Source organism: Yersinia alsatica, assembly GCF_025133195.1.
In the GTDB taxonomy this organism is placed as follows: Bacteria; Pseudomonadota; Gammaproteobacteria; order Enterobacterales; family Enterobacteriaceae; genus Yersinia; species Yersinia alsatica.
In genome coordinates, this window is record NZ_CP104006.1 from 570,028 (window position 1) to 594,969 (window position 24,942).

Sequence of the window (24,942 nt, forward strand, 5' to 3'; positions counted from 1 at the left end):
GACTAAACATGATGGGATAACAGTTGCATGCGGATCTCAGGTAAGTATAATTCACCTCGTTCTCCGCATACTACTTCAGTGCCGAAGTGGCGAAATCGGTAGACGCAGTTGACTCAAAATCAACCGCCGCGAGGCATGCCGGTTCGATTCCGGCCTTCGGCACCAAAATCAATTAAATCCTTATTTTGTAAGGATTTTTTTGTTTTTGAACTTCAATATCGCGTAGCCCTCCTACAAAAGGGTATACGAGCGATGTCCCAGCGTAAAAACCTCTATCGTCGAAGCAGCGGCATTTATGTCGTGCGCATTACCGTTCCTCAACGTTTTCGTCGATATGCAGGGCAGTGTGAGATTCACACTTCAACAGGCACACACGATCTTCATAAAGCAAAGCAGAAGTCCGCGCTCCTGTTGGCGGTCTGGTATCAGACCTTACAAGAGTATGAACAATTGGATTATCGAACTTTAAGTGACTGCGCCCCGCTGCTTGCTAGTGAGGGTATGATCTCGTTTTCAAACTTTGCTCAGTCAATCGAGCTGCCTGTTGCTCAGTTAATCCAGGCGGTGATGAACCGCAATCTGCCCGTGTTCTGGCTGTCGACGGGGCAGGCTGGCTTTTATGTTGCAGCTCTCTCTGAGGCTGAGCTAGACCCGCTTGATGGCAGTTACGTTCTTAATTATGGCGAAAAGCAGGGTATCGAGGGGGTTGCTAAAGGCTATCTGCAACTCACTGCGCAACCAGCGCATTTACGTAACATTATAAGCGACGGGTATTCAGAAGCTTCGGTGTTCAAAACTGTTGGAAGCGAAGCTAAAGGCGGTTGGTTTTTCACCTCCAGTTGCCCGGTAATTAAACCCGATACGCTGTTGATCAATAAAGTCCATGCAGAAAGTCTCAGACTTGATTGGCTGGCTAAGAGCACACCACCAGCGATTAGCGTTTCTCACGCTGCGCCTTTTACTGCTCCCGCTATTACTAACGAGTATGTTCACCGTAAACATTACGCCAAGAACCTTTCGTGGTTATGTTCTGAGTATGTAAAACATCGAAGTAAGGGCAAAGTGTCGGAGTCAGCGATTAGTGATATCCGCAACTACTTTGCCTTTATGATTGAAACGATGGGTGATATTCAGCTTGAAAAGCTTGATCGTGACTTCTTTCGGGCTTACGAGAGCAAGTTGCGCACAATCCCGGCAAACCGCAATTTGGTGAAAGCTAAATATGGGGTGAAAACGTTGGATGAGTTAATCGTTAAGGCGGCGGAATGTGGCGATAAGTTGATGACTGAGGAATCCGTCAGGAAGTATATCAACGGTCTCTATGGCGCAATGAAGTGGGCTGTTGATGATGGGAAGCTACTGAAATCGCCATGCGAAAACTTTTTCCCCCGTGACGATAAAGACGAGCGAGACCAGGATCACACTGACGTTTTCGAATCGCATGAGATTCAGGCGGTTTTCTCGTTACCTTGGTTTGTTGCTGGGACTGGAGAACGTAATGCGCAAAGGCGATTCCATCAATATTGCCCGTTTCATTACTGGGCACCTTTGCTGGGTTTGATTACGGGCGCGCGAGTTAATGAAATCGCTCAGTTACTGTTGGATGATGTTCTGGCAGACGATGGCGTCTATTATTTGAACCTTGAAAGCGATAGCGAAAGCGGAAAGAAACTAAAAAATGCTAATGCTCGCCGCAAGATTCCGATCCATTCCAAACTGATTAGTCTCGGTTTTATCGACTACGTTAAGGCCCTAAAAAATGCCGGGTATATCCGTCTCTTCCCCGAGCTTAAGCCGCATAAAACCAAAGGCTATGGCAGGCCAGTTTCCGCATGGTTCAATGAATCGCTACTGGCGCGTCGATTGAAAATTGAGAGGAACAGAGCCAAGTCTTTTCACTCGTTCCGCCACTCCGTCTCAACCTTACTTAAAGAGAAGGGCGTCAGCCCGGAACTACGTGCGCAGCTAGTCGGGCATGTGCGCGGCGAAACGGAAACGGAAGTGCGATATAGCAAAGACCTCAAACCGATCCATATGATTGAAGTCGTGGAGAAAATTGATTTTTTGTTGCCTGAGATAGCTAAATTCAACATTCCTGATGGGTTGGATGCTGTTAGAGATGCGCTACGAAGAAAGAGAGGTCAACAATCGGAATAAGCCTGTGACTATTCATTCGAGTGATGCTTAAACGCACCAGAAAGCCTTCTGCCGCGTTTAGTGTCAATAGTAGTAATAATATTGTGCGAAATTTGTGGCGTTTTCATAGAGCGGCTGGCGAAGTTTTACGAGATGAGCATATTTAACCGTGTATTCCTCATCAGCATAGTGACATCAAGTTCGAACAGGCATTGGAGGATGCATGAAGCATAAACAGTGGATCAGCACGCAAAAACATAAACAGCTCTATTTGGCTCGTATTGAGTTTGAGGAGTGGTGGATGGAGAGAGAGTGGGCGCATCCTTTTTCCCGCTTTATTCTCAAGACATCTGGATTTGTTATGCTGATCGTTCTGTGTGTTGCCTCTCTGTTTTTTGGTATTGGTTCACATAAAAAAGCCTTCCCAGAATTTCATCCTGAAGATAAACAATGCAGATAACAAATGGTGGTCCATCCTTACTATAAGGATGGGTTTGCCGAAGCCAAAGCTTTTAAACGCAATGCTTGAGAGGGAGGCTTTCAATCCTAGGAGATTGACTTTTTTACGTCCAAAAATTCTGGTGAGACAGAGAACCGGTATAGCAAAGATCATCCACCAGCAGCTCTCTATGCTGTTCTTGAGAGCGTTACGCTAGGGCTACCGGAAGTTGCTCCATTTGTTTGCGAAGATGGTGTAGATGCGGTAGCAGATGCACTACGGATTAAGCAGGGCAACATGTCGCCGAAAGGATAAGTAGCACGAAGGCCATCTTTCATATCGAACAGTTGGGAACCCTCTTTTTATCTCTGATTCGTAGTTTTGTGCTTCATTGATAGTCTGCACGGAATGCCTAAGATTGAATAAAGAATGTAAGATTATGTGATAAAAATCTTTAGTTCCCACAACCGAATTTTATATATAACTATATGATTTTAATTAGTTAATGTGTTTAAATGACAGTTTTTTGGGGGTTAACAGGAGACTATATAAAGGTTATAGTGGCAAGATTCGTTACTGTTTGAGATTTTGCTTATTGCAAATTTTAAACTGCTTGCTTCTGGGCTGCTTTGTGTATGTCTTTTTTAAGGATTAAATGATGACCGAAGATGAACTTATCGAACTCTCCTCTCAGCCTGAATCGCCAGTATTGGAGTTCAAAAGACAATGGTATTGGGATGATTCCACCTCAGCAGCAGAGATGCAAATAAAGTGGGGAGAGTTTCTAAAAGATTTAATCGCAATATCAAATAGTTATATCGGTCATTGTGGCCTCAAACGTCATATGATAATAGGTTTGGATGAGTCGGATAAAACATTCCATCATGTTGATATTTCTAATATTAAGCAGCTTAAAAATCTGGCTACTTTCAAATCCAGCATAATGGAAAAGACTGAACGTTTATTGAAACTCAATGTTTTGGATTTTAAAGTTAATATTGTTGATGTTGATTCAAAACAAATATTAGTTTTTGAAGTTAACGCGCCAAAACATTTAATTGAACTGAAATCATCATTACAAACAAAAACCAGAGCATTTGATGAAGGTGCTGTTCTTATACGAAAAGGACAAAGTAATGATGAAGTCAGAATGGCTACCTTTGAAGAAATGTCGCTGTTAAAAACTGAGTTCAAAGATGCAGTCAATAATAACGCGCCCGCTTATTCGACTCCTGTTGTCAAGAAGGATAGGAGCATTGGAAATACAATTGAGTTATTTATAAGCAAGAATTCAAATTATTCTTTAGATATAGATAGTTTAAAGACGCACAAGGATTGGGAACAAAATATAATATTTGAGCACTATCAGTTGAATGATATCTTTAATAATACAATTAGGTTTATTTACATTCATGAAGATGCGAGCCAAGCAAAAACCTATAGATATTTGAGACAGCATGGCATCATCACAAATGATAACATTAATAACATAATGATATTAACTGAAAGGCCGACAAATATCAGTCCTAGCAAACGAAAAGAAAATTTAATCGGGACTTTTAAGATCGATAGAATACTTTTTATAGATGAGTTTGGTTATCAATATCTTTATAAAAACTGCCTTGAAGAATTTAACAAATTTAGCCTCCCTATATATATTGAAAGTCTAGTTGATAACGGCGAAGGAGAGGTTGAATCTGCTCATTCTGTATTAAAAACATGGTATAAAAGAGGGAATGATCCACTCTTTGTAGTAAAAGGCCATGGGGGAATTGGCAAGACAACATTAGCGAAACAATTTTTAGATTATGTGCATACTGAAAATCCAGAGTCTGGAATTCTTTTTATAGATTCTAACGATATTATAAATGAGTTGTCACGGTTGAGTGATAGTTCAGGGAAAATTGACGATGTATTTGATTTTTATCTTGCGCAGTATGGTTATTATGAATCAAGCCAGGATAAGTTTTCGAAAGATTTGTTAAAATTATCATTAGATAATGGCAGCCTAATTATTGTTCTAGATGGTCTGGATGAGGTTATTGCCCGACTGGGCGAAAAGTTTAAAGTTAGTTCCTTTATTGAATCTATTTACGACTCTAAACTTTCGAGTATAGAGCGTAGTAAGATTTTGATAACATGCCGTGAGCATTTTTGGGATAGTTCGAGTGAAAATGAAAGGAAAATACCTGAAATAACTTTGAAGCCTTTTAGTAAAGAACTAGCTATTGATTTCTTTTCTCAAGCGTTAAATCAAGATAAAGGCAAAGTAGATAAGGCCATGGAGTTGGCGGGTAAAATAGCAATTCAACAAAATAATGATGATTCTCAAATTGATTACTATGTTCCATATGTTCTTGATTTAATTGTCTATCTGGTCAAGCAGGATGCTGATGTTTCTTTGAAAGGCAAACTTGATAGCACTATTTTAAATTTGGATTTTCAGAATGATTTCATTGTTGGTAGTGTTTGTAATCGTGAGATCAAAAAACTCGAAGCGCTTAATATTGATGCACAAATAAGACTATTGACTTATATCGCTCTTTCTGAGGATAGTTCGATTAGTATATACGATATAAAAGCGATACTTAAGAGTGAAATCGGTATTAGTGCAGATGATTATTTAGTTGAGAAGATAAAAGGCCATCCATTACTTACTTTATCATCAAATGGGAAAAAGGTGATCTTTAGATATGATTTCTTCAATATTTACTTCAAGTCACTCTATTTATCTATCTTCCTTAAAAATAAAAACATTTCAAGTTTTGATGGGGGGGTTAAGGAGCTTGTCAGTGGCTATGTGCGGTATAACAATGACTTTACGCGAGGGATATGTGAAAGGTTATGTATTGATGAGGATGTAAAACTATTCTTAATTGAATGTGTGGAAACTATCTCTACTAATGAAATGACCAATGATAATAAATCTCTCATTTCTTCACTATTCACAATTCCTTTGACATATTTGGTTGTTTCGAATGCAACAAATGCTAATGTGGAAGTTAGAAGCTCATTAATGAAGGATTTTTTCCAAAAACAAAATTCCATATTGGGATTTAGAGTAATAAACTTATTCGGTTATGAAAAAAACAAACCAAACTTTGACTTTCGAAATTTAACATTCATTGATTGTTCTTTTGATAATTATGAGTATTTTTGGGATTGTTATATTGATGAGGGAACAAGGTTTTATTCATCAGAATTCAAAAATATTAATCCAAGGGAGGGGGTTAAGCCAGTATTCTTTGATGAGACGTTTAGTTCTGATTGTGATATTAGCGACATAAAAAGCACACTTGAAGTTAGAAAAATTGAAGTTGATAATAAAAATAAAGACATTAGAGATGAATTGATTTCTTTCTTCAAAATATTCCACGAGCGTGGTAATTTTTATCCTAAAAAACAGCAGCATGTAAAATCTAAATTATATGCATCAAAATTACTCCCTACTTTGCTTAAAAATAGAGTGGTTGAACTTTATACAGATAAGCATAAATCATCCATGCAACAATATAAAATTGCAGAGTATTATCGGCCAATAGTTGGTTTTTTAGAGCAGGGTGGAACTAGCTCTTATTTAGACGAGGTTGTGTCGTTATTCATAAAGTGATTTTTCCTCGATATTTTACTTGGCCCCGGAGCGGGGCCATTTTGCATGTGGAATGGACACAATGCCCTGCAAAAGTAGTAAAACGAACACTTGTTGTTACTTTTAAGTAAAAAATATATTGATGAAGTCAAGCGGCTTCCTTTTGCGTTTATGCCAAAAAATGACCGTTTTCCGGCACCATTCCGTGGGTCGTTTTTAGACTGTTGAAAAATTAGCCTTGGCATTTATTGGCAGGTGTCCTATTGTTGACACCGTTTTCTGACAGGTATGACGAGGTATTGATAATGGCGACTTTTGGCTATGGGCGTGTTTCTACAATACTGCAAGAAACTGAAAATCAGAGATTAGAGCTTGAGCAAGCGGGGTGGATGTTTGACTACTGGTTTGCCGATGTTGTCAGCGGGAAAGTTCCAGCTATGCAACGTAAAGCGTTCGCTGAAATGCTGGGTAAGATCCGAACAGGAGAAACGTTGGTAGTGGCAAAACTCGACCGCCTCGGTCGTGATGCTATTGATGTTCTCCAGACTGTCAGGATGCTAGCTGATCGCGGCATCACGGTCATCGTCCACCAGCTTGGCAAGACCGATCTCACATCCGTTGCAGGTAAGCTGTTGCTCTCCATGCTGGCGGCCGTAGCTGAGATGGAACGTGATCTGTTGATCGAGCGCACTCATGCGGGATTGTCGCGGGCTAAAGCCGAAGGTAAGAAGCTAGGGAGGCCTTCTAAAATCGCCTCAGAAGACCGTAGAGCGATTGTTGAAAAAAGGAATAATGGAACCAGTGTCAGTGCGTTAGCGCGTGAATACGGTGTTTCCAGAGCGACGGTATCTGCGTTGCTTTAAACTCCACTGGACGTTTATCGCAATTACTAAGTTCTAAGGGTGGAAATTGACTCTGGCCATAAATGCCCCCACTTATAAACTTGGGGGGCTTATGGTCGTTATTCAAAAGAAGCCGCAATGACTTCCCCAGTGTTAGCGTTGAAAATACAAAAGTATTGAAGTGGGATTAGCATATCTAAAGAGTTTATTGCATTAGCTTGATGACCGAATGCTTGTATCGTCTTTTGCTTCTCATCGTGCCAAAGATAGCTTTCAAATACTGGCTGTGCTTCGTTTTCCTTCCATACATGGCGAAACGTCGCTTTCTTCTCCATAACCTGTTTGCATGCCTTGATAGGGTTGTGGTGTGATGTTGCATAACATTTCGGGCTGCCACCTAAACATTTAATACCTTGTTTAGTTGCAGGGGGTTCTGAGCCAGCAGCGGAGAACGTGAACAGGCTAAATAACAAGAATAAATAGCCCATCGTCGCCCAAGAAATTGCGCGTAAGGTGCTTACCTGCTGCCTTGAAGCAACATAAAACACAATGTTATAGCTTGTCCAACTCACCGCGGCACCTATCGCCATTGGTAATAAAAACCCAGTTCCCGCCATGCTTCCCTCATTTGCCAAGTCACATCACGCGTTGTAGCGCGCTCTGGAGATACCTTAACGATAACGATCATCATACTTTATTGGCTTGAATTGTCACTAACAGTGCTCATTTTGAATGTTTAAAGTTGCAAGGATATGAGTAGTTGATGAGGCTAAGTGTATTCACAAATAGCCATTATTGATTCGAAATGTCACAAATGGAGCGTGGCCTTACAGTGGTCTAAAATGCACATTCAGTGCATGAAAAAATCTTTGAGAACACTGTTTGGTGAGCGAGTTAAAGAACTCCGTATTGCCACCGGAATGAGCCAGGAGGCGTTTGCTGATCGGTGTGGGTTCGCCCGTAGCTATATGAGTCGCATAGAACGAGGTGGTTCTAATGCGTCGCTTGATGCGATTGAGGTGCTGGCGAATGCTTTGAACGTAGAGCCATCGCAGTTATTGGTGTCTGACTCACCCGAAGATAGATCCTTGGATTTATTGGTTCCGTATGCAGCCGATGGCACATGCTTTCACCCTGGTTTAGCTAGTTCCTGTGATGGTTCGTTTGCAGTAGGCGAAAAAACCGCTCAGAAGCGTTTTGGCACGTTTTTAGAAGCTCTCGAATACCTTCATAGCATGAAGACTGCAAAATGGCGTAGGCCAAACCACAGTGGCAATTGGGGCATAGTTTCGGCGGTGAAATGGGACAAGTTGAACAAGTAGTGCCGGTATAAGGATTAAAATGCGGAGGGTCGGATTAATGATCAGTATACCCAAGAAAGGGGGGGCCAGTCCTAAGACTTCCTTTCTTTCTAGGGGGCAGGTAAAAACTTAAAATATGGGTGCGTTACATAGGCGTTACATATCAAAAAAAACTATTTTTCTTATTAAATTCAAAGAGGAATCTAGTTTTAATATAAGCTCAAAATGAACCTGTAGCCGGAACTTTTGCATTTGTTTATTTATATTTTCACGGGGTGTTTCATCCCGAGTATTTAAGAAAATAGTGAATATATAGTAGTGAAGGCTGCGGTAGCAGCCAGTCGCGGCATTATCGCGACCAGATATTTAAGTTACTGAAGTTAAATAGCTATAAAGCTAAGCGTTACCTAGTTGGTAATTAATCCATTACTACACTTGGATTTTAGGTCAAAAGAGGGGGGGTAAATACAGAGGCGTAACCCCTCCCAATAACTCACCCAACAACTATTCGGAGGGGTAAACATTCGTTTGATTGTTATCAATATCTACCGGCGCTTATATGAATCTAGTCGCTTTAATATGGAGGTTAATGATTTCTTAAGTTGTTTCTCTTCAGACATCTCTCCGGTGATTAATTTCATTATTTGTGCTAATCCCATGTCTGAATGGTCAGAGATACGAGAGGCAAGCCAAACATTAACCCAGAGGGTAACATGCATTGCGAGATGTTTTTGTTTGGTAACGGAGCATTCAAGTCTTTCTGTGACTTGATCTATACCCAATACATGACACTTACCATCTTTGAATGCGCCTTGCTGCAATTTCTGCCAAGTATCGCGATGAGATTTGGATTGATACTGGGCTAGCCCCCACTGAAGGTTCCGGTTTAGTAACAATGCAGCGATTTTTGCGTCGGTTCTCCATTTTTCGAGTGCAAATTTCTCCGCTAATGACCAATCAAATTCTTCGTTTATGAATAAGTCTTCATAAACTTCAGACCTCACTTTTTTACGGTGCCCACTTATCCATGCCCAATGTATATCGATAAGTTGTCGATCTATGCTCAGCTGGTTTGGCATATCGTCCAAAGTTGTTTTAACTGAAGGGGGGAGTGCTCGAAATCGAGGTGCAATGTATTCGGTCAGATTCAGTGCAATCGATAACTCAACCGCATCATTTCGGCGGAGAAAATAATCTTTCTTTGTCTGCAAGAGCATTTGAAGTTTTGCTGCTAAATCAGCAGAACTACTGGTTTGTGCTAACTTTTCAGCATTAGCTACAAGTTCAGAAAATGGCTTAAATATTGTAGTCACCCGCTCTGGTTCTTCAGATGAAATATGCACCTTTGATATTGATGGTGTATGCAGGTCATCATTCACTAGCATATCAGGTCCATTAGCCTCATCTAGACGGGCTAGGAGGGCGTCTAATTCTATTGTTTTCTCTTCTAAGTGTTTGTTTTCACCGCGACATTTCTCATTATTGCTATCTGCTGAAGTCATTAGATTTCTCATTTCTCGCTTTTGATTAGTGTGACGATATTTTCTGGACTTAGGCTTTACAATGCTTCAGGTAGGCTATTTTTAAATAAAAATGTAACAAATTGATTTTTATTGATTTATTTTTTTGAATAAATGATCGAGATATTTATAGATGGCGCTAGCTCCTCCTACAAAATCATCCTACAATGAGTTTTTACCACTAGATGTTAATCATTAGGTTACGCGAATAGCAGGTTCAAAAAGCCGACATATTTAAATTGAGAAAACATCGGTGAAAGGTATAATTCACCTCGTTCTCCGCATACTACTTCAGTGCCGAAGTGGCGAAATCGGTAGACGCAGTTGACTCAAAATCAACCGCCGCGAGGCATGCCGGTTCGATTCCGGCCTTCGGCACCATTAGTATGTAAAGAGACCTCAACTGAGGTCTTTTTTTATGTCTAAAATCCAGTCCCCGCAAGGCTTTCCCTCTCTTTTCAGTCAACCGACGTCAATCTGAGTTACCCCACATCAACCTGCTTGTGAGTATACAAGTGAGTATATATGCTGGTTCGATAACGTTTATATACTCACGGCGGCATATGGAAGGATTACCATCATGGCCCTGACTGATACTAAGGTTCGCGCTGCAAAGCCTGAAGCAAATGATTATTCGCTTGTCGATGGTGACGGCATGTCCTTGCTGATAAAACCTAACGGTTCAAAGTACTGGCGCTTTCGCTTCCGTTTTGGCGGCAAGCAACACCTAATGGCCTTCGGGGTTTACCCCGAGACATCTTTGGCCGATGCCAGACAAAAAAGAGAAGCAGCCAGAAAGCTTGTTGCTGCGGGCATAGATCCCCGTGAACATAAGCGTACTGAGAAAGAAGAGTTGGCTAAAGAAGTTATCACCTTTGAGGTGGTCGCTAGAGAGTGGCATGCCAGCAATAAAAAGTGGTCAGAAGCGCATAGCGCTCGTGTGTTGCAAAGTCTGGAAGATAAGCTGTTTGGTGCTATTGGTAAACGTGCTATCAGTGAACTTAAGACCCCTGATTTGCTTGCACCAATTAAAGCCGTAGAGATGGCTGGACGTCTTGAAGTGGCTTCCCGCCTGCAACAACGAACCACAGCGATAATGCGCTATGCCGTACAAAGCGGTTTAATTGATTACAACCCCGCGCAGGAGATGGCGGGCGCTGTTGCTACCGGTAAAAGAAAGCACCGTGCTGCACTTGAGTTAAACCGTGTTTCAGAGTTACTTCATCGTATCGACTACTACAGTGGCAGACCACTCACTCGGTTAGCGGTAGAATTGACTTTATTGGTCTTTATCCGTTCCAGTGAATTACGTTTTGCTCGCTGGTCAGAAGTGGATTTTGAAACCGCCATGTGGACCATTCCGGGTGAGCGTGAACCGCTGGAAGGTGTCAAACACTCTCAGCGCGGCTCTAAGATGAAGACCCCCCATCTTGTCCCCTTATCCCGCCAGGCTCTCGCCATTCTGGAAAAGATCAAAAGCATGAGTGGAAACCGTGAGCTGATCTTTATCGGTGATCACGACCCACGTAAACCGATGAGTGAAAACACGGTAAACAAAGCCCTACGCGTGATGGGCTATGACACGAAGGTTGAAGTCTGCGGCCACGGCTTCAGAACCATGGCTTGTAGTTCATTGATTGAGTCGGGATTGTGGTCGAGGGATGCGGTAGAACGGCAGATGAGTCACCAGGAACGTAACTCTGTGCGTGCGGCTTATATTCATAAAGCCGAGCACTTAGATGAGCGCAGACTGATGATCCAGTGGTGGGCGGATTATCTGGATGCGAATAGGGAGAAGGGGGTTAGTCCGTTTGATTTTGCTAAGTTGAGCACGGGCTGATTAAAAGGGATTCTGGAAGGCATGCATCTGGCATGCCTTATTTTTTTGCTAATTTTGATATTTGCAGGCGCATAACTCAGCCCAGACAATTCTATTAATTGCTCGAGCAATCTGTGAGGGCTAAGATACTTTCATCATTGTTTTCTAACAGATTGACTTAACTGCTTTGCTTCTCGTGAGACTGAGCAGAACATGGAAGGCGCATGAATAAATCCAACTTCGATTTCCTGAAAGGCGTTAATGACTTTATTTACGCTATTGCCTGCGCAGCAGAAAATAACTACCCAGACGACCCCAACACCACTCTTATAAAAATGCGCATGTTCGGAGAAGCTACAGCCAAACATCTGGGTATGTTATTGGATATTCCTCCTTGCGAGAATCAGCATGATCTACTGCGTGAGCTGGGTAAGATTCCTTTCGTTGATGACAGCATACTCTCAATTTTCCATAAGCTACGCCGCATCGGTAATCAGGCAGTCCATGAATACCATAATGATCTGGATGATGCTCAGATGTGCTTGCGGCTTGGTTTTCGTTTGAGCGTTTGGTACTACCGCCTGGTAACTAAAGATTATGACTTCGCGCTGCCAATATTTGTTCTGCCTGAAAGGGGTGAGAGCCTCTATCATCAGGAGGTTTTAGCACTCAAGCAGCAACTGGAACAACAGGCAAAAGAAAAAGTACAAAGCCAGGCCGAGATAGATGCTCAGCAGCAAAAAATGATCGCGCTGAACGGTTATATTGCCATTCTGGAAGGCAAACAGCATGAAACAGAGGAGCAGTCGAAAGCGCGTGTTTCTGCCCTGGAGGCACAGTTAGCAGCAAAAGATGCAGAACTGGCGAAACAGACTGAGCAGGAGCGTAAGGCCTATCATAAAGAGATCACCAACCAGGCAACAAAACGCACACTGGATCTGAGTGAAGAAGAAAGCCGTTTCCTGATAGACGCTCAACTGCGCAAAGCTAAATGGCAGGCTGACAGTAAAACATTACGCTTTTCTAAAGGTGCTCGCCCCGAGCCAGGTTTGAACAAAGCGATTGCTGAATGGCCAACCGGTAAAGATGAAAATGGTAATCCAGGCTTTGCAGATTATGTATTGTTTGTGGGTCTCAAACCCATTGCCGTCATTGAAGCCAAACGTAAAAATACAGATGTTTCTGGCAAACTTCCTGAGTCATATCGCTACAGTAAATACTTTGATAATGCCTACCTGCGTGAAATGCTGCTTGAGCACAATTCACCTGATGAGGTTAATGAAGCCGTTCCAGAATATGAGGTTAGTTGGAAGGACACCAGCGGCAGCCAGCAATTCAAAATTCCCTTCTGTTATTCGACTAATGGGCGTGAATACAGGGCGGCGATAAAAACAAAAAGTGGTATTTGGTATCGTGATGTTCGTCACACTGCGAATATGCCAAAAGCTCTGCCAGAGTGGCATCAGCCGGAAGAGCTCGTGGCTATGTTAGGCTGCGATCCCCAGAAGCAAAATCAATGGTTTGCTGATAATCCGAGTATGAGCGAATTGGGGCTTCGCTACTATCAGGAGGATGCCGTTCGCGCAGTAGAGAACGCGATTGTTGCAGGCAAGCAAGAAATTTTACTGGCCATGGCGACCGGTACCGGGAAAACCCGTACTGCTATCGCATTAATGTTTCGCCTGATCCAGTCCCAGCGCTTTAATCGTGTGTTGTTCCTTGTTGACCGTCGCTCACTTGGTGAACAGGCTCTGGGGGCGTTTGAAGATACACGTATCAACGGGGATACTTTTAACAGTATTTTCGACATAAAAGGTCTGACGGATAAATTCCCGGAAGACAGCACCAAAATTCACGTTGCTACAGTCCAGTCACTGGTTAAACGTACCCTACAGTCAGATGAACCAATGCCGGTGGGCCGTTATGATTGCATCGTGGTGGACGAAGCGCATCGTGGCTACATTCTCGATAAAGAGCAGACCGAAGGTGAACTACAGTTCCGCAGCCAGCTGGATTATGTTTCGGCATACCGTCGTATTCTCGATCATTTCGATGCGGTAAAAATTGCCCTTACCGCCACTCCTGCCATACATACAATCGATATCTTCGGCGAACCGATTTATCGCTATACCTACCGTACTGCAGTGATCGACGGTTATCTCATCGATCAGGATCCACCGATTAAAATCACTACCCACAATGCTCAGGATGGCGTGTATTTGGCGAAAGGTGAACAAGTGGAACGTCTGAACCCGCAAGGTGAAGTGATCAACGACACACTGGCAGACGATCAGGATTTTGAAGTTGCAGATTTTAACCGGGGTCTGGTTATCCCTGCTTTTAACCGTGCAGTTTGCGGTGAGTTGGCTAAATACCTGGACCCGACGGGTCAACAAAAAACACTGGTCTTCTGTGTCACCAACAGCCACGCAGATATGGTTGTAGAAGAGCTACGTGCAGCATTTAAAGAACAGCACCCACAGCTGGAACATGACTCAATCATCAAGATCACTGGCGACGCCGACAAGGACGCGAAGAAAGTGCAGACGATGATCACACGCTTCAATAAAGAGCGGTTGCCGAATATTGTAGTCACAGTGGATCTGCTGAGTACTGGCGTAGATATCCCGTCTATCTGCAATATCGTGTTTCTGCGCAAGGTAAAAAGCCGCATCCTTTACGAGCAAATGAAAGGCCGCGCTACTCGTCTTTGCCCGGCGGTGGGTAAAACCAGCTTCAAGATTTTCGACTGCGTGGACATCTACAGCACTCTGGAAAGTGTAGACACTATGCGCCCGGTGGTGATTCGCCCGAAGGTGGAACTGAAAACGCTGGTCAACGAAATCACCGACTCCGAAACGTACAAAATCACCGAAGCGGACGGTCGCAGCTACGCCGAGCACAGCCATGAGCAGTTGGTTGCCAAACTGCAGCGTATTATCAGCCTGGCAATGTATAACCGAGACCGCAGCGAATCAGTGGATAAGCAGATACGCCGCTTGGATGAACTTTGTCAGGATGCTGCTGGCGTTGGTTTCGGCAGTCTGGCAATGCGCTTGCGTGAAAAAGGGCCGCAGTGGAGCGCGGAAATATTCAACAAGTTGCCAGGATTTATCGCCCGATTGGAAAAATTGAAGGCTGATATTAATGCCCTGCGCGATGCGCCCATCTTCCTCGATATTGATGACGAGGTGATCAGCGTGAAATCCTTGTACGGTGATTACGACACGCCGCAGGATTTCCTGGAGGCCTTTGACGAACTGGTAAAACGAGCCCCTAATGCCCAGCCTGCACTCCAGGCCGTAATCAATCATCCACGGGATCTCACTCGTAAAGGTCTCGTTGAGCTACAAGAATGGTTTGACCGCCAGCACTTTGAAGAGTCATCGTTGCGCAGCGCGTGGAAAGAGACACGTAACGAGGACATCGCCGCAAGACTTATCGGCCATATCCGTCGTGCAGCTGTCGGTGATGCGTTAAAGCCTTTTGATGAACGCGTGGATCACGCCCTGGAACGGATTAAAGGCGAAAACGATTGGAACAGCGAGCAGCAGGCCTGGCTCGATCGTTTAGCTACAGCACTGAAAGAAAAAGTCGTGCTCGATGACGATGTGTTCAAAACCGGTAATTTCCATCGTCGCGGCGGTAAGGTGATGCTGCAACGCACCTTTGATGATGGTCTTGATAGCGTGCTGGATAAATTCAGCGATTACATTTGGGACCAACTAGCCTGACGCGTTATCATTCGCGGCAATTATATCTTCTGCGGCCCTAAATGAGGGCCGCTGCTTTTCAGGAAATCAGAAATGAACAATAACGATCTGGTCGCTAAGTTATGGAAACTTTGTGACAACCTGCGCGATGGCGGCGTCTCTTATCAAAACTATGTCAATGAACTCGCCTCGCTGCTGTTTTTGAAAATGTGCAAAGAAACCGGTCAGGAAGCGGAATATCTGCCAGAGGGCTACCGCTGGGACGACCTGAAATCCCGTATCGGTCAGGAGCAATTACAGTTCTACCGTAACCTGCTGGTGCATTTGGGGGCGGACGAACAGAAGCTCGTGCAAGCGGTTTTCCAGAACGTTAACACCACCATCACTCAGCCAAAACAGTTGACTGAACTGGTCAGCAATATGGACTCGCTCGACTGGTACAACGGAAGTGATGGAAAATCTCGCGATGACTTTGGCGATATGTACGAAGGGCTGTTGCAGAAAAACGCCAACGAAACCAAATCCGGCGCAGGTCAGTACTTCACCCCACGCCCGTTGATTAAAACTATCGTTCATCTGCTGAAGCCACAGCCGCGTGAAATCGTTCAGGATCCGGCAGCGGGCACGGCAGGTTTTTTGATTGAAGCTGACCGCTACGTAAAATCGCAAACCAACGATCTGGACGATCTTGACGGCGACACTCAGGATTTCCAGATCCACCGTGCCTTTATCGGCCTTGAATTGGTACCAGGCACCCGTCGTCTGGCATTGATGAACTGCCTGTTACACGATATTGAAGGCAACCTCGATCATGGCGGTGCAATCCGTTTGGGTAACACGCTGGGTAGCGATGGTGAAAACCTGCCGCAGGCTCATGTGGTGATGACCAACCCACCGTTCGGTAGTGCTGCAGGGACTAACATTACCCGTACCTTTGTTCACCCAACCAGCAACAAACAGCTGTGCTTTATGCAGCACATTATCGAGACGCTGCGTCCTGGTGGTCGTGCTGCAGTAGTGGTACCGGATAACGTGTTGTTCGAAGGCGGGAAGGGAACTGATATCCGTCGCGATCTGATGGACAAGTGCCATCTACACACCATTCTGCGTCTGCCGACTGGCATCTTTTATGCTCAGGGCGTAAAAACCAATGTACTGTTCTTTACTAAAGGCACGGTGGCAAATCCTAACCAGGATAAGAACTGTACTGACGATGTCTGGGTGTATGATCTGCGCACCAATATGCCAAGCTTTGGCAAGCGTACACCGTTTACCGAACAGCATCTTCAGCCGTTTGAAAAAGTCTACGGCAAAGATCCGCACGGTCTTAGCCAACGCCCCCAAGGTGAGTGGAGCTTTAACGCTGAGGAAGCTGAAGTTGCTGATAGCGAAGAGAACAAAAACATCGACCAGCACCAGGCCACCAGCCGCTGGCGTAAATTCAGCCGCGAGTGGATCCGCAACGCCAAATCTGATTCGCTGGATATCTCCTGGCTGAAAGATAAGGACAGCATCGACGCCGATAACCTGCCTGAGCCGGATGTGTTAGCGGCAGAAGCGATGACCGAAATGGTGCAAGCATTGGGCGAGCTTGATGCTTTGATGCGTGAGTTGGGGGCGGACGATGTGGCCGATGCTCAGCGACAGTTGCTGAATGAAGCATTTGGTGAGGTGAAGGAATGAGTGGGTTAAAGTTTCATATCCCTGATTCATGGAAGTTGTCTAAATTACCTGATATTGCAGAAATTAATATGGGGCAATCACCTTCAAGTTCGGATGTTAATGAACATGGTGAGGGAATGGTTTTTTTCCAGGGAAAAGCAGAATTTGGAAAACTTTACCCAATCCCAAGAAAATATTGCACGAAGCCAACAAAGACAGCATCCGCTGGAAGTATTTTACTGTCTGTAAGAGCCCCTGTAGGACCAACAAATATTGCAACTCAGACAACTGCGATAGGTCGAGGTTTAGCAGCTATAAGTGCTTGCGATGGATTAACTGACCCTAAATATCTTCTTTACTACTTTAGATATATTGAGCCATGGTTGAGTACGCAAGGAACAGGTTCAACCTTTAAGGCTATTTCAGGGACGTTTATTAAGGAGTTAGTAGCCCCGACCACATCTTTTTACGAACAAAAAATCCTTGCTGAAAAACTCGATACGCTGTTGGCACAGGTAGACAGCACCAAAGCTCGTCTTGAGCAAATTCCAAAAATCCTGAAACGTTTTCGTCAGGCTGTGCTTGCAAATGCGTTAAGAGGTAAATTGACAAGTAAGTGGCGGATAGATAACAAAAATTTACAAAACATATCTTCTTTCAAGGCTTCGGTTAAAAGGTATCGTTTTGAAAAATGGGTAAAAGAGCAAGAAGAAAAATTCACAAGAAAGGGAAAACAACCGAAGAACGATAACTGGAAGAAAAAATACAAAGAGGCAATTATTAGCCAAGATATATCTGACAAGGATATCCCTGACGGCTGGTTGTTTGAGCCGTTAGATGGCTTAGTTTATATTTCTGCAAGAATTGGGTGGAAAGGGCTTAAAGCATCAGAGTATACAGCGGGGGGACCTCTTTTTCTTTCCGTTCATTCGCTAAACTATGGTAAAGAAGTAAATCTCTCGCAAGCCTATCACATATCAGAACATAGATATGATGAAAGCCCTGAAATAAAGTTACAAAATGATGATGTCCTATTATGCAAGGACGGAGCAGGCATAGGGAAACTAGCTATTGTTAGAAATCTTAATGAGCCAGCAACAATTAATTCATCGCTGTTGTTAATTAGAGCTGGAGATTTTTTCATTCCTGAATATTTGTTCTATTTCTTATCTGGACCGGAGATGCAAAATTTAGTAAAAGAAAGAATGACGGGCTCGGCAGTTCCACATCTTTTCCAACGAGATGTTAAAGAGTTTGTTCTGGAAGTTCCGCCGCTAAATGAACAACACGAAATCGTCCGCCGCGTCGAACAACTCTTCGGCTACGCTGACACCATCGAAAAACAGGTCAACAACGCGTTAGTCCGCGTCAACAACCTTACCCAATCAATCCTTGCGAAAGCGTTTCGTGGTGAGCTGACCGCCCAATGGCGAGCAGAAAACCCAGATCTGATCAGCGGTGAAAATAGCGCGGCTGCCTTACTGGAGAAAATTAAGGCCGAACGCGCTGCTACCGGTAGTAAAAAAGCCCCACGTAAAAAGACATAAAAGACAAACGCTCCCGACAACGCGTCGGGAGCGATAATCCCTTAAGGTTCCATCACTTCAACTACCACATCCGTTGACCAGTTTTCCTCTCCGTTAATCACTTTTCCTTCCATACAAGCTTTCGCCATTTTGTGGAGCTGAGAAGTAACATCATCATTGAAGTCAAAGCTGCGCCAGACATATGGGAAGTCGATACGCCAGTAGCCCATCCCCTGATCAAAGCGGATCTTCAGCACCTGGCCATTATCAAAGTTCACTGTCAACTTACGGTGATGTGGAATATCTCGTGAGTAGTCGAACACAGTTATGTCAGCCGCCTTACCTATTGATGCAGCAAACCACTGGTCAGCAAAATCCTGAAAATCAGCTTCACTCATCCAATCGTGGGAAGGTCGATTTCCTGGACGATCTTTGTTTTTGAATAAGGTATCAATCACCACTTCCGCATCTTTGGTCATTAAGGTTTTCAGCGGCTTAAGTAAAGCACTCAGCAGCGCCAGCGCAACCGGGTTTTGCAGATAGCGATCGGTATAGTGAATATGGGTAATCCGATTTGTCTTCATCAGGTTTTGTGCTTTTTCATGGCCGTTAGAAAGTACATCCCAGAAGCGTTGACCAAACTGTGAAAACGGGCCATTCAACTCTTTATGGATTTGAATGTCTTTCACCAGCTCACTATAGTTCACTGTCGTGGCTGGTAGTTCAAACCCACGCAGAGCAACAGGGCGATAGTATTGGCTGCGAACCACCAGCTCGTCATTCTGATGCCAGTGCGGCCCAGGCACCGTGGCTTGCTGGCTGCGTGATACCAGCGTTATGACACGATCGGCGAAAGCGATCTGCGCCACAATAGGGAATGACACTTCCTGTTCGGCATGGCACAACCGCACGCCAATAGCCGCAAACTGCGCCAGTTCGTGCAACACCTCCGGATCGTCAATACTAGCGGGAATGACAATCTCAACCGCGACACTGTCTTTAAGCCGGTAGTTCTGGATTGCCGCGCGGAACTGTCGGGCATATAAATCCCATTCGTTGAGCGGCCCATTCATCCACAGCGTAAGTTTATCGGCCCCTTCGTTAATTGCGCGACGGACTGCATCCTCAATTGTACCAGGGCAATACTGCGCATCGGGTAGCGAGAATTTCTCCTCGTCTGGCAAACCAATATAGTGGCTGAAATCATCCCCTAGCCAGGCCAGTGCGGCTTTGCGATCCAGATGGTCATGATCGTGACGCGTTTGCGAATCGAGTAAACAATCGCTACAGGCGGTATCGCAGTGGGCGCATCCTAGCTGTTTGACCATTCCCTGCAGTATCGCTTCGATATGCAATGGTGCACTGGAAGCGAACCCCGCACCGCCGCTGATGACGTCGTAAAGCTGAACTGCCAGTACTGATTCCTCACTCTCCAGCCTGACCGGGCGCACCGCATAGCCCAACTCCGCAGCAGAAACACCCAGTACACCCGCAAGCGCCCGACGCAGCGCAACAGCCAGCGTCATAGCAACAATACGCCCTTCTTCTGAGCTATCAGGGATATACTCGCCGTCCTGTGGACGACGTAAAATCAGTTCAAATACATCGGTACGCGCTAACGCTCCAAGGGTGACTTTGGTATTTAACGCGGTAGAGCCTGGGCAAATAATTCGCTGATTCTGGCTGTCACGGTCGGCTTTTCCTGGACGTGGCGGATAATGCGCCTCCATTGATTTTGGCGCGTCTTTTTCGCTTATCATCGACTCCGCGCGACCGCAGCTCAGGCACAGTGCATAACCATGTCCACCTTCACCCATACTTTGTTGGAATACATGACCATTAGCGCCTGAAGCCATAAAGCCCATCTCTGGGTTTGGCAGTGGTAAACGCTCCGCCTTAACAAATACCCATGCCGGAACTACCGGGATAAACTTCATCGTTTCAATGTTATTCGTTACCGGGTCATAAGCATCTGTGACAAACCCGGCTGGCTGCAGCACTTGACGAGTGTTGTCACGAGTAATTCGCTCACCGCAGTCACGGTTGGTGCAGAATAATTCTACAGAGCTACCAATACCTTCTTCATAGCCTAACGTACCGCATTTCTGGCAACGCCAAGCGCGGTCCAACCGTTGGGCTTCATTGGTATCAGCATTGAGATTGTGCCAGTGCAGTGATACGCCAGCTGAACGGAACACACGTCCGTCCAGAATGATCTCAGCTCCTGGGGCATATTCACGAATGGCAACAGACAGGTTGCGTGAAGGCAGTCCTTTATAACGTGAAACGTTATCTTCACGGTCGCTCTTATTACGGCTTTTATGCGTTTTCTCACGGACATAGTCTTCCATGGTGAAGTTATCAAAGTTCACAACATCCGTCGGGAAACCATAGCCAGGCAGGAACGTTCGCGCTGCAAGGTCGCGCAATAGGTATTCATCACAATGCCGTTTTTTCTCCAGTTCCAGGCGCTTACGATACGGAGTATTTGGCTGTGATTCATGTTCTTGTTTCACGAGATCGTGGAAAATCCCCTGCCAACGTTTTTGTAAGCCAGTAATCGCACGGAAAGTCTTTTCCCGCAAAAATTCCGGTCTTGCAGCATTTAACGCGGTACCCTTTACCAGAAGCTCAAGCGCGTCATCAATTATCAGGGCGGGGCGTTCAAGCCAAATCTTAAAGCTGTTACATACAGACTGCCCAAACTCTTCACCAAAGAACCACGCGCTATTCAGATTGGTTTTCTCTTTCTTAGTTTCTCCCACCACATGGCACAAGTATTCTGAAAGTAGTAGCGAATTAACGTGGCGTTGTACCAATCGTTCTGAGTTCATTGCCACCATCGGTGCTGGAATCACGGTCTCAAATGGCCAGAGAGGATTGGCGAAAACCTGCTGATCGTGAGGGTTTCCTTTACACAGCGTGTAGGAGATTGCGCGGGATTCTTTACTACGTCCGGCCCGCCCCGCACGCTGTAAATAGTTTGCAGGATGAGGAGGGACGTTATTCATTATTACGGCGGAAATACCGCCAATGTCCACGCCCATTTCCATGGTGGTGGAACAGTTAAGGACGTTAAGCTGCCCGTTTTTAAACATCTTTTCGTAGCTTTGCAGACGATCCGCTGATTGCTGTGCTGAATGCTCAGCAGTACGATAGTAAAAGCCTCCCTCCACTACGCGGTCGTTAATATCCGTCCAGACGTTTTGCGAGCGTAAATGAGCTACTAGCGGATCTTGTGATACCCATTCCCGGGTTTGCGCCAACCCTTCGACATAATCCAACTGTGAATGATCGTGTTCCCAGACTTCAGGTAGTGTTACTTCCTGTGCCATATAGGCGCTATATTGCGTATTTGTCAGGCGTTCAAACTGTATATGTCTGGGTAAGTAAGGAGTGAGTCCTTTGAAAGTGGTATCCAATAATTTATTGGTAACAGGGCAAATACTCGCCTTTTGAATCAAGGAGAATGTCAGATGTTCTTTCGGCAAGTAAAAACGGTTACCGTCTGGCTTTAACACAGCCAGAGGGCCGGTTAATTCGAGCCAGGCTTCTTTCAACCATGCGTTAACTATATCGATGGTAACAGTGTTTACGGTGCTGAATTTTGCCCCGAGTATTAGTAGCTTAACCAAGCGATGGGTAACATTGCCATGACGAATTTGGGGCCAACGTTTGACTTGGTTATCGTCAGGGTCTTTTGATTCAGGGTTGCGTACAAATTTCGAAGAGAAACGGCTGCCAATCCAGTTCTTCAGTTCTAAATCCAGTTGAATGAAGTTGTTTTCTCTGACATAAAAATCCAGTGTGACTTTTAGAAAATCACGCCAATCATCCAGAGTAAGCCCTTGTTCATGCCAGTGAACAGGGGTTTTATGTAGCTTCTCCAACCCTTGGTAGCCAACCTGTACCAGTCCTTGTGTTTCAAGGCTGTTGGTTCGTTTCGGTCGACGCATAAATTCACGAAATAGAAGCATCTCTGAAAGCTTCAGAGGTCCACTGTTCTCAGTAAAAATCTCAGGTTTAAGATAGTGGTTGTACTGCAGAATCGAGCCTTTGATATCTGCCTTATCTTTAAGCTCATTAATCATCTCCTGCCAGGTCAGCGAAGTTAAAACGATATTAACTTTTCCACCTGTTGCTTTTTGTATAGCCTGTTCAATACGTTCTGCTTTTTCTTCTGAGAGAATTGCCTCTTCCGGCATACCCCAGTCACGCAGGTTTTTCGCCTCATCTCTGGCTTGTTTAGCCATCTCAACCAGTTTCGTTACATCGGCCAGTGCATTAGGAGTATTTACAGCCTGTTTTCTCTGATGCCAGGAAAGTAACTCCACCACACTACCGCGCAAACGACTACGCTCAGCTTCTTGCTGCATCCTTACTGCCATCCGTGCCGTTCCCTGGCGGCTATCGGTAAAGGTAATTAGTCGTCGTCCTCGCCCCGGCAATGATAGTGGGCCTACGCCCTCTTTACCTTCATCATTGGCGAAATCCTGGCAGTATTCCAACACCGTGGGCACAATATTCGTGACATAAAAAGGACCTCCCAGCAAAGCGCGTCTAAAGGGGGACTGACCTTTCCCGCCTTTATAGCCACAATTGCTGGCGCTGCAAATCTGTTCGTTTTCGTTAATTGCCAGAGGGATGGCGTCTTTATGAACAACGCCAATGCTGCGGGTATTACGATCGAGCCGCTGGATTATATATCCGGCCTCAGTATTGCATTCCGGCGCAATAATTTGCGGAGCCTGGAATACATGTTCTTTTTGAACTTTCTCCCCCGATGTTTCAAAGTCATCTGGGATGTCATCATGCAGCGAGAATTCATCCCCACCTTTATTGTCCCACTGTACGAGCTTACCTTTTTTATCCTTCGCCAACAGGTGCGGTTCGTTGCACTCATTACAGAACGCAAGCTCAAAAACAGGGCTACCACAATGGCAATTTTGTCGCTGATTCACATACACGTAACCAAAAGGCCAGTTTTTTTCCAGTGCCGTGTTGTGCTTCGCTGAACAATGCTTATCTGCGCAGGCCCATATCCCTTGGGTATTACGTTGGAAAATATGCGCTCTTACTTTAAGGAAAGCCGGATCTTGTGCGTTTAAACTTGTGCCTGTACAGAGATCTATCCAGCGTAAAATTTCTTGTTGCGTGTAATGATTCTTTGTCAGCTCGTTTAAGCGTTTCGTCATTACATCAAGTTTCACTGGGCGTGGTTGGCTAACCAGCATCTCTCGTAAATAGCGTGCTTCCGGTGAGTGTGTTAATGCACTATAACGCTCAAAGCTAATTCCTTCGTTACCTGAGTCTGGTATATGCTCAAGCTCATCAAGTGTGACGAGATAATTTTTGCATGCATCAAGTTCTGGAATAACACGATTGCCTCCCAAAACATCAATACGTTCCTGTGGTACTCCTGACAGTTCCGATAAGAATTTTTTTAGCTGCTTTTCTGAGTCACTTCCTGCAATGGTTGCTGACGTTGCAACAAAACGAACATCATCAGGCGTGACACCGAAAGCAGTCATTACACGACGAAGTTGTAGGGCAAGCTCGGCTGCTTGAGACCCTACATAGGTATGCGCTTCATCCAGAACTATCCAGCGTAATGATTTTTCTGCTTTCGATTGCTGAATTATTGGAGCATCAACCTGACGAACCATCATGTATTCCAGCATGGTACCGTTCGTCACTAGTATTGGTGCTGGCTCTTCTCGCATTTTCTCACGTGATAAAACTTCATTAGGCTTGTTTGCCTGCTCGCTTTTTACCGAGGCATGCAATTCTTCTGTGTTGCCGTTATATAGGCAGTACCGAATCCCTGAACTAAATCCACGAGTCCATGCATCCAGGCGTTCACGCTGCGAATTAATCAGAGCATTAAGTGGGTAGAGGAATAATGCTCTTACTCCCACTAGCGGTTGATTGCCGCTATCGCGTAATTCACGATAAAGATCCTCGAGTACTGGCACCATGAAGCATTCTGTTTTACCTGAACCTGTCCCGCTGGTAACAACAACCGAATGTTTTTTCTCGAGTAATGATTCCCAGCTAGCCAACTGGTGGGTAAACGGTTTCCAGTTAGCGCCAAAGCGATAGCGGCCATTTTGTTCACTATCCAGAGAGTCAATTACCTTTTTGCTAAGCAATGTTTTCTCCGTTGCCAGCATTTTCATGGTGTATTTTGATTCTTCCCAGCCAAATGTCTGTTCAAATACTGGAGACGCAAGGAAAGAACCTGCTTTGCCACAATCTGCCCTCATTTGAAGGGCAAGATGTTCTCTGAGCTGAGGATTCGTAACACCCATGATGCTAAGCGTTGCTTCTGTTGAGCGAGAGAGTGATTGTTCAATGAGTGAAGAAAAGTAGCGTGTAGTCATTCTTGTCCCTTT

General features: G+C 44.8%; 11 protein-coding genes, 2 tRNA genes and 3 pseudogenes. 13 read left to right on the forward strand and 3 right to left on the reverse strand.

All coding sequences use genetic code 11. From position 1 onward, the window contains the following. Nucleotides 1-80: 80 nt before the first annotated feature. The 6 genes and pseudogenes from N0H69_RS02605 (at nucleotide 81) to N0H69_RS02625 (ending at nucleotide 7,027) form a co-directional block, all read left to right on the forward strand. Nucleotides 81-165 (forward strand) — tRNA-Leu (locus N0H69_RS02605). An 87-nt stretch (nucleotides 166-252) separates the two neighbouring features. Next, nucleotides 253-2,157 (forward strand): site-specific integrase, encoded by a 1,905-nt coding sequence (locus tag N0H69_RS02610; RefSeq protein ID WP_038251672.1) that lies wholly within the window; start codon nucleotides 253-255, stop codon nucleotides 2,155-2,157. 202 nt (nucleotides 2,158-2,359) lie between these two features. Next, nucleotides 2,360-2,596 carry a hypothetical protein gene (locus N0H69_RS02615; protein ID WP_053011799.1) on the forward strand — a complete coding sequence of 79 codons (237 nt, stop codon included), beginning with the start codon at nucleotides 2,360-2,362 and terminating at the stop codon, nucleotides 2,594-2,596. Nucleotides 2,597-2,707: 111 nt separating this feature from the next. Next, nucleotides 2,708-2,890: pseudogene (locus N0H69_RS22235) on the forward strand (hypothetical protein); the annotation flags it as partial. 340 nt (nucleotides 2,891-3,230) lie between these two features. Then, the gene (locus N0H69_RS02620; RefSeq protein WP_080995064.1) at nucleotides 3,231-6,185 is read left to right on the forward strand and encodes a P-loop domain-containing protein; all 2,955 of its coding nucleotides are present in this window, start codon (nucleotides 3,231-3,233) and stop codon (nucleotides 6,183-6,185) included. Nucleotides 6,186-6,469: 284 nt separating this feature from the next. Next, entirely contained in the window at nucleotides 6,470-7,027 is a 558-nt protein-coding gene (locus N0H69_RS02625) for a recombinase family protein (protein WP_053011797.1), read from the forward strand. 98 nt (nucleotides 7,028-7,125) lie between these two features. Here the strand turns inward: N0H69_RS02625 and N0H69_RS02630 are convergent, their stop codons facing one another. Further along, nucleotides 7,126-7,623 carry a hypothetical protein gene (locus tag N0H69_RS02630; RefSeq protein WP_053011796.1) on the reverse strand — a complete coding sequence of 166 codons (498 nt, stop codon included), beginning with the start codon at nucleotides 7,621-7,623 and terminating at the stop codon, nucleotides 7,126-7,128. A 240-nt stretch (nucleotides 7,624-7,863) separates the two neighbouring features. Here N0H69_RS02630 and N0H69_RS02635 point away from each other — a divergent pair, with 240 nt between their 5' ends. Next, nucleotides 7,864-8,328, forward strand: a complete 465-nt coding sequence (locus N0H69_RS02635; RefSeq protein ID WP_151420048.1) for a helix-turn-helix domain-containing protein — start codon at nucleotides 7,864-7,866, stop codon at nucleotides 8,326-8,328. Between the two features lie 524 nt (nucleotides 8,329-8,852). On the opposite strand, the gene N0H69_RS02640 is transcribed toward N0H69_RS02635, so the two are convergent. Then, the gene (locus tag N0H69_RS02640) at nucleotides 8,853-9,809 is read right to left on the reverse strand and encodes a hypothetical protein (RefSeq protein WP_053011795.1); all 957 of its coding nucleotides are present in this window, start codon (nucleotides 9,807-9,809) and stop codon (nucleotides 8,853-8,855) included. A gap of 314 nt (nucleotides 9,810-10,123) precedes the next feature. On the opposite strand from N0H69_RS02640, the gene N0H69_RS02645 reads away from it, so the two are divergent. From N0H69_RS02645 to N0H69_RS02665, 6 genes and pseudogenes are all read left to right on the forward strand, one after another. Beyond that, nucleotides 10,124-10,208 (forward strand) — tRNA-Leu (locus tag N0H69_RS02645). Between the two features lie 199 nt (nucleotides 10,209-10,407). Then, the gene (locus N0H69_RS02650; protein ID WP_038241730.1) at nucleotides 10,408-11,667 is read left to right on the forward strand and encodes a tyrosine-type recombinase/integrase; all 1,260 of its coding nucleotides are present in this window, start codon (nucleotides 10,408-10,410) and stop codon (nucleotides 11,665-11,667) included. Nucleotides 11,668-11,870: 203 nt separating this feature from the next. Next, on the forward strand, nucleotides 11,871-15,380 hold the full coding sequence (gene hsdR / locus N0H69_RS02655; protein WP_151420047.1) for a type I restriction-modification system endonuclease: 3,510 nt from the start codon (nucleotides 11,871-11,873) through the stop codon (nucleotides 15,378-15,380). 72 nt (nucleotides 15,381-15,452) lie between these two features. Continuing rightward, nucleotides 15,453-17,042, forward strand: a complete 1,590-nt coding sequence (locus N0H69_RS02660; protein WP_038241724.1) for a type I restriction-modification system subunit M — start codon at nucleotides 15,453-15,455, stop codon at nucleotides 17,040-17,042. Between the two features lie 68 nt (nucleotides 17,043-17,110). Beyond that, nucleotides 17,111-17,512: pseudogene (locus N0H69_RS22305) on the forward strand (restriction endonuclease subunit S); the annotation flags it as partial. Next, nucleotides 17,492-18,568 (forward strand): annotated as a pseudogene (locus N0H69_RS02665) (restriction endonuclease subunit S); the annotation flags it as partial. The pseudogenes N0H69_RS22305 and N0H69_RS02665, both read left to right, overlap by 21 nt. Nucleotides 18,569-18,609: 41 nt before the next feature. Here the strand turns inward: N0H69_RS02665 and N0H69_RS02670 are convergent. After that, nucleotides 18,610-24,930, reverse strand: a complete 6,321-nt coding sequence (locus N0H69_RS02670; protein ID WP_151420046.1) for a DEAD/DEAH box helicase family protein — start codon at nucleotides 24,928-24,930, stop codon at nucleotides 18,610-18,612. Between the last annotated feature and the right edge of the window lie 12 nt (nucleotides 24,931-24,942).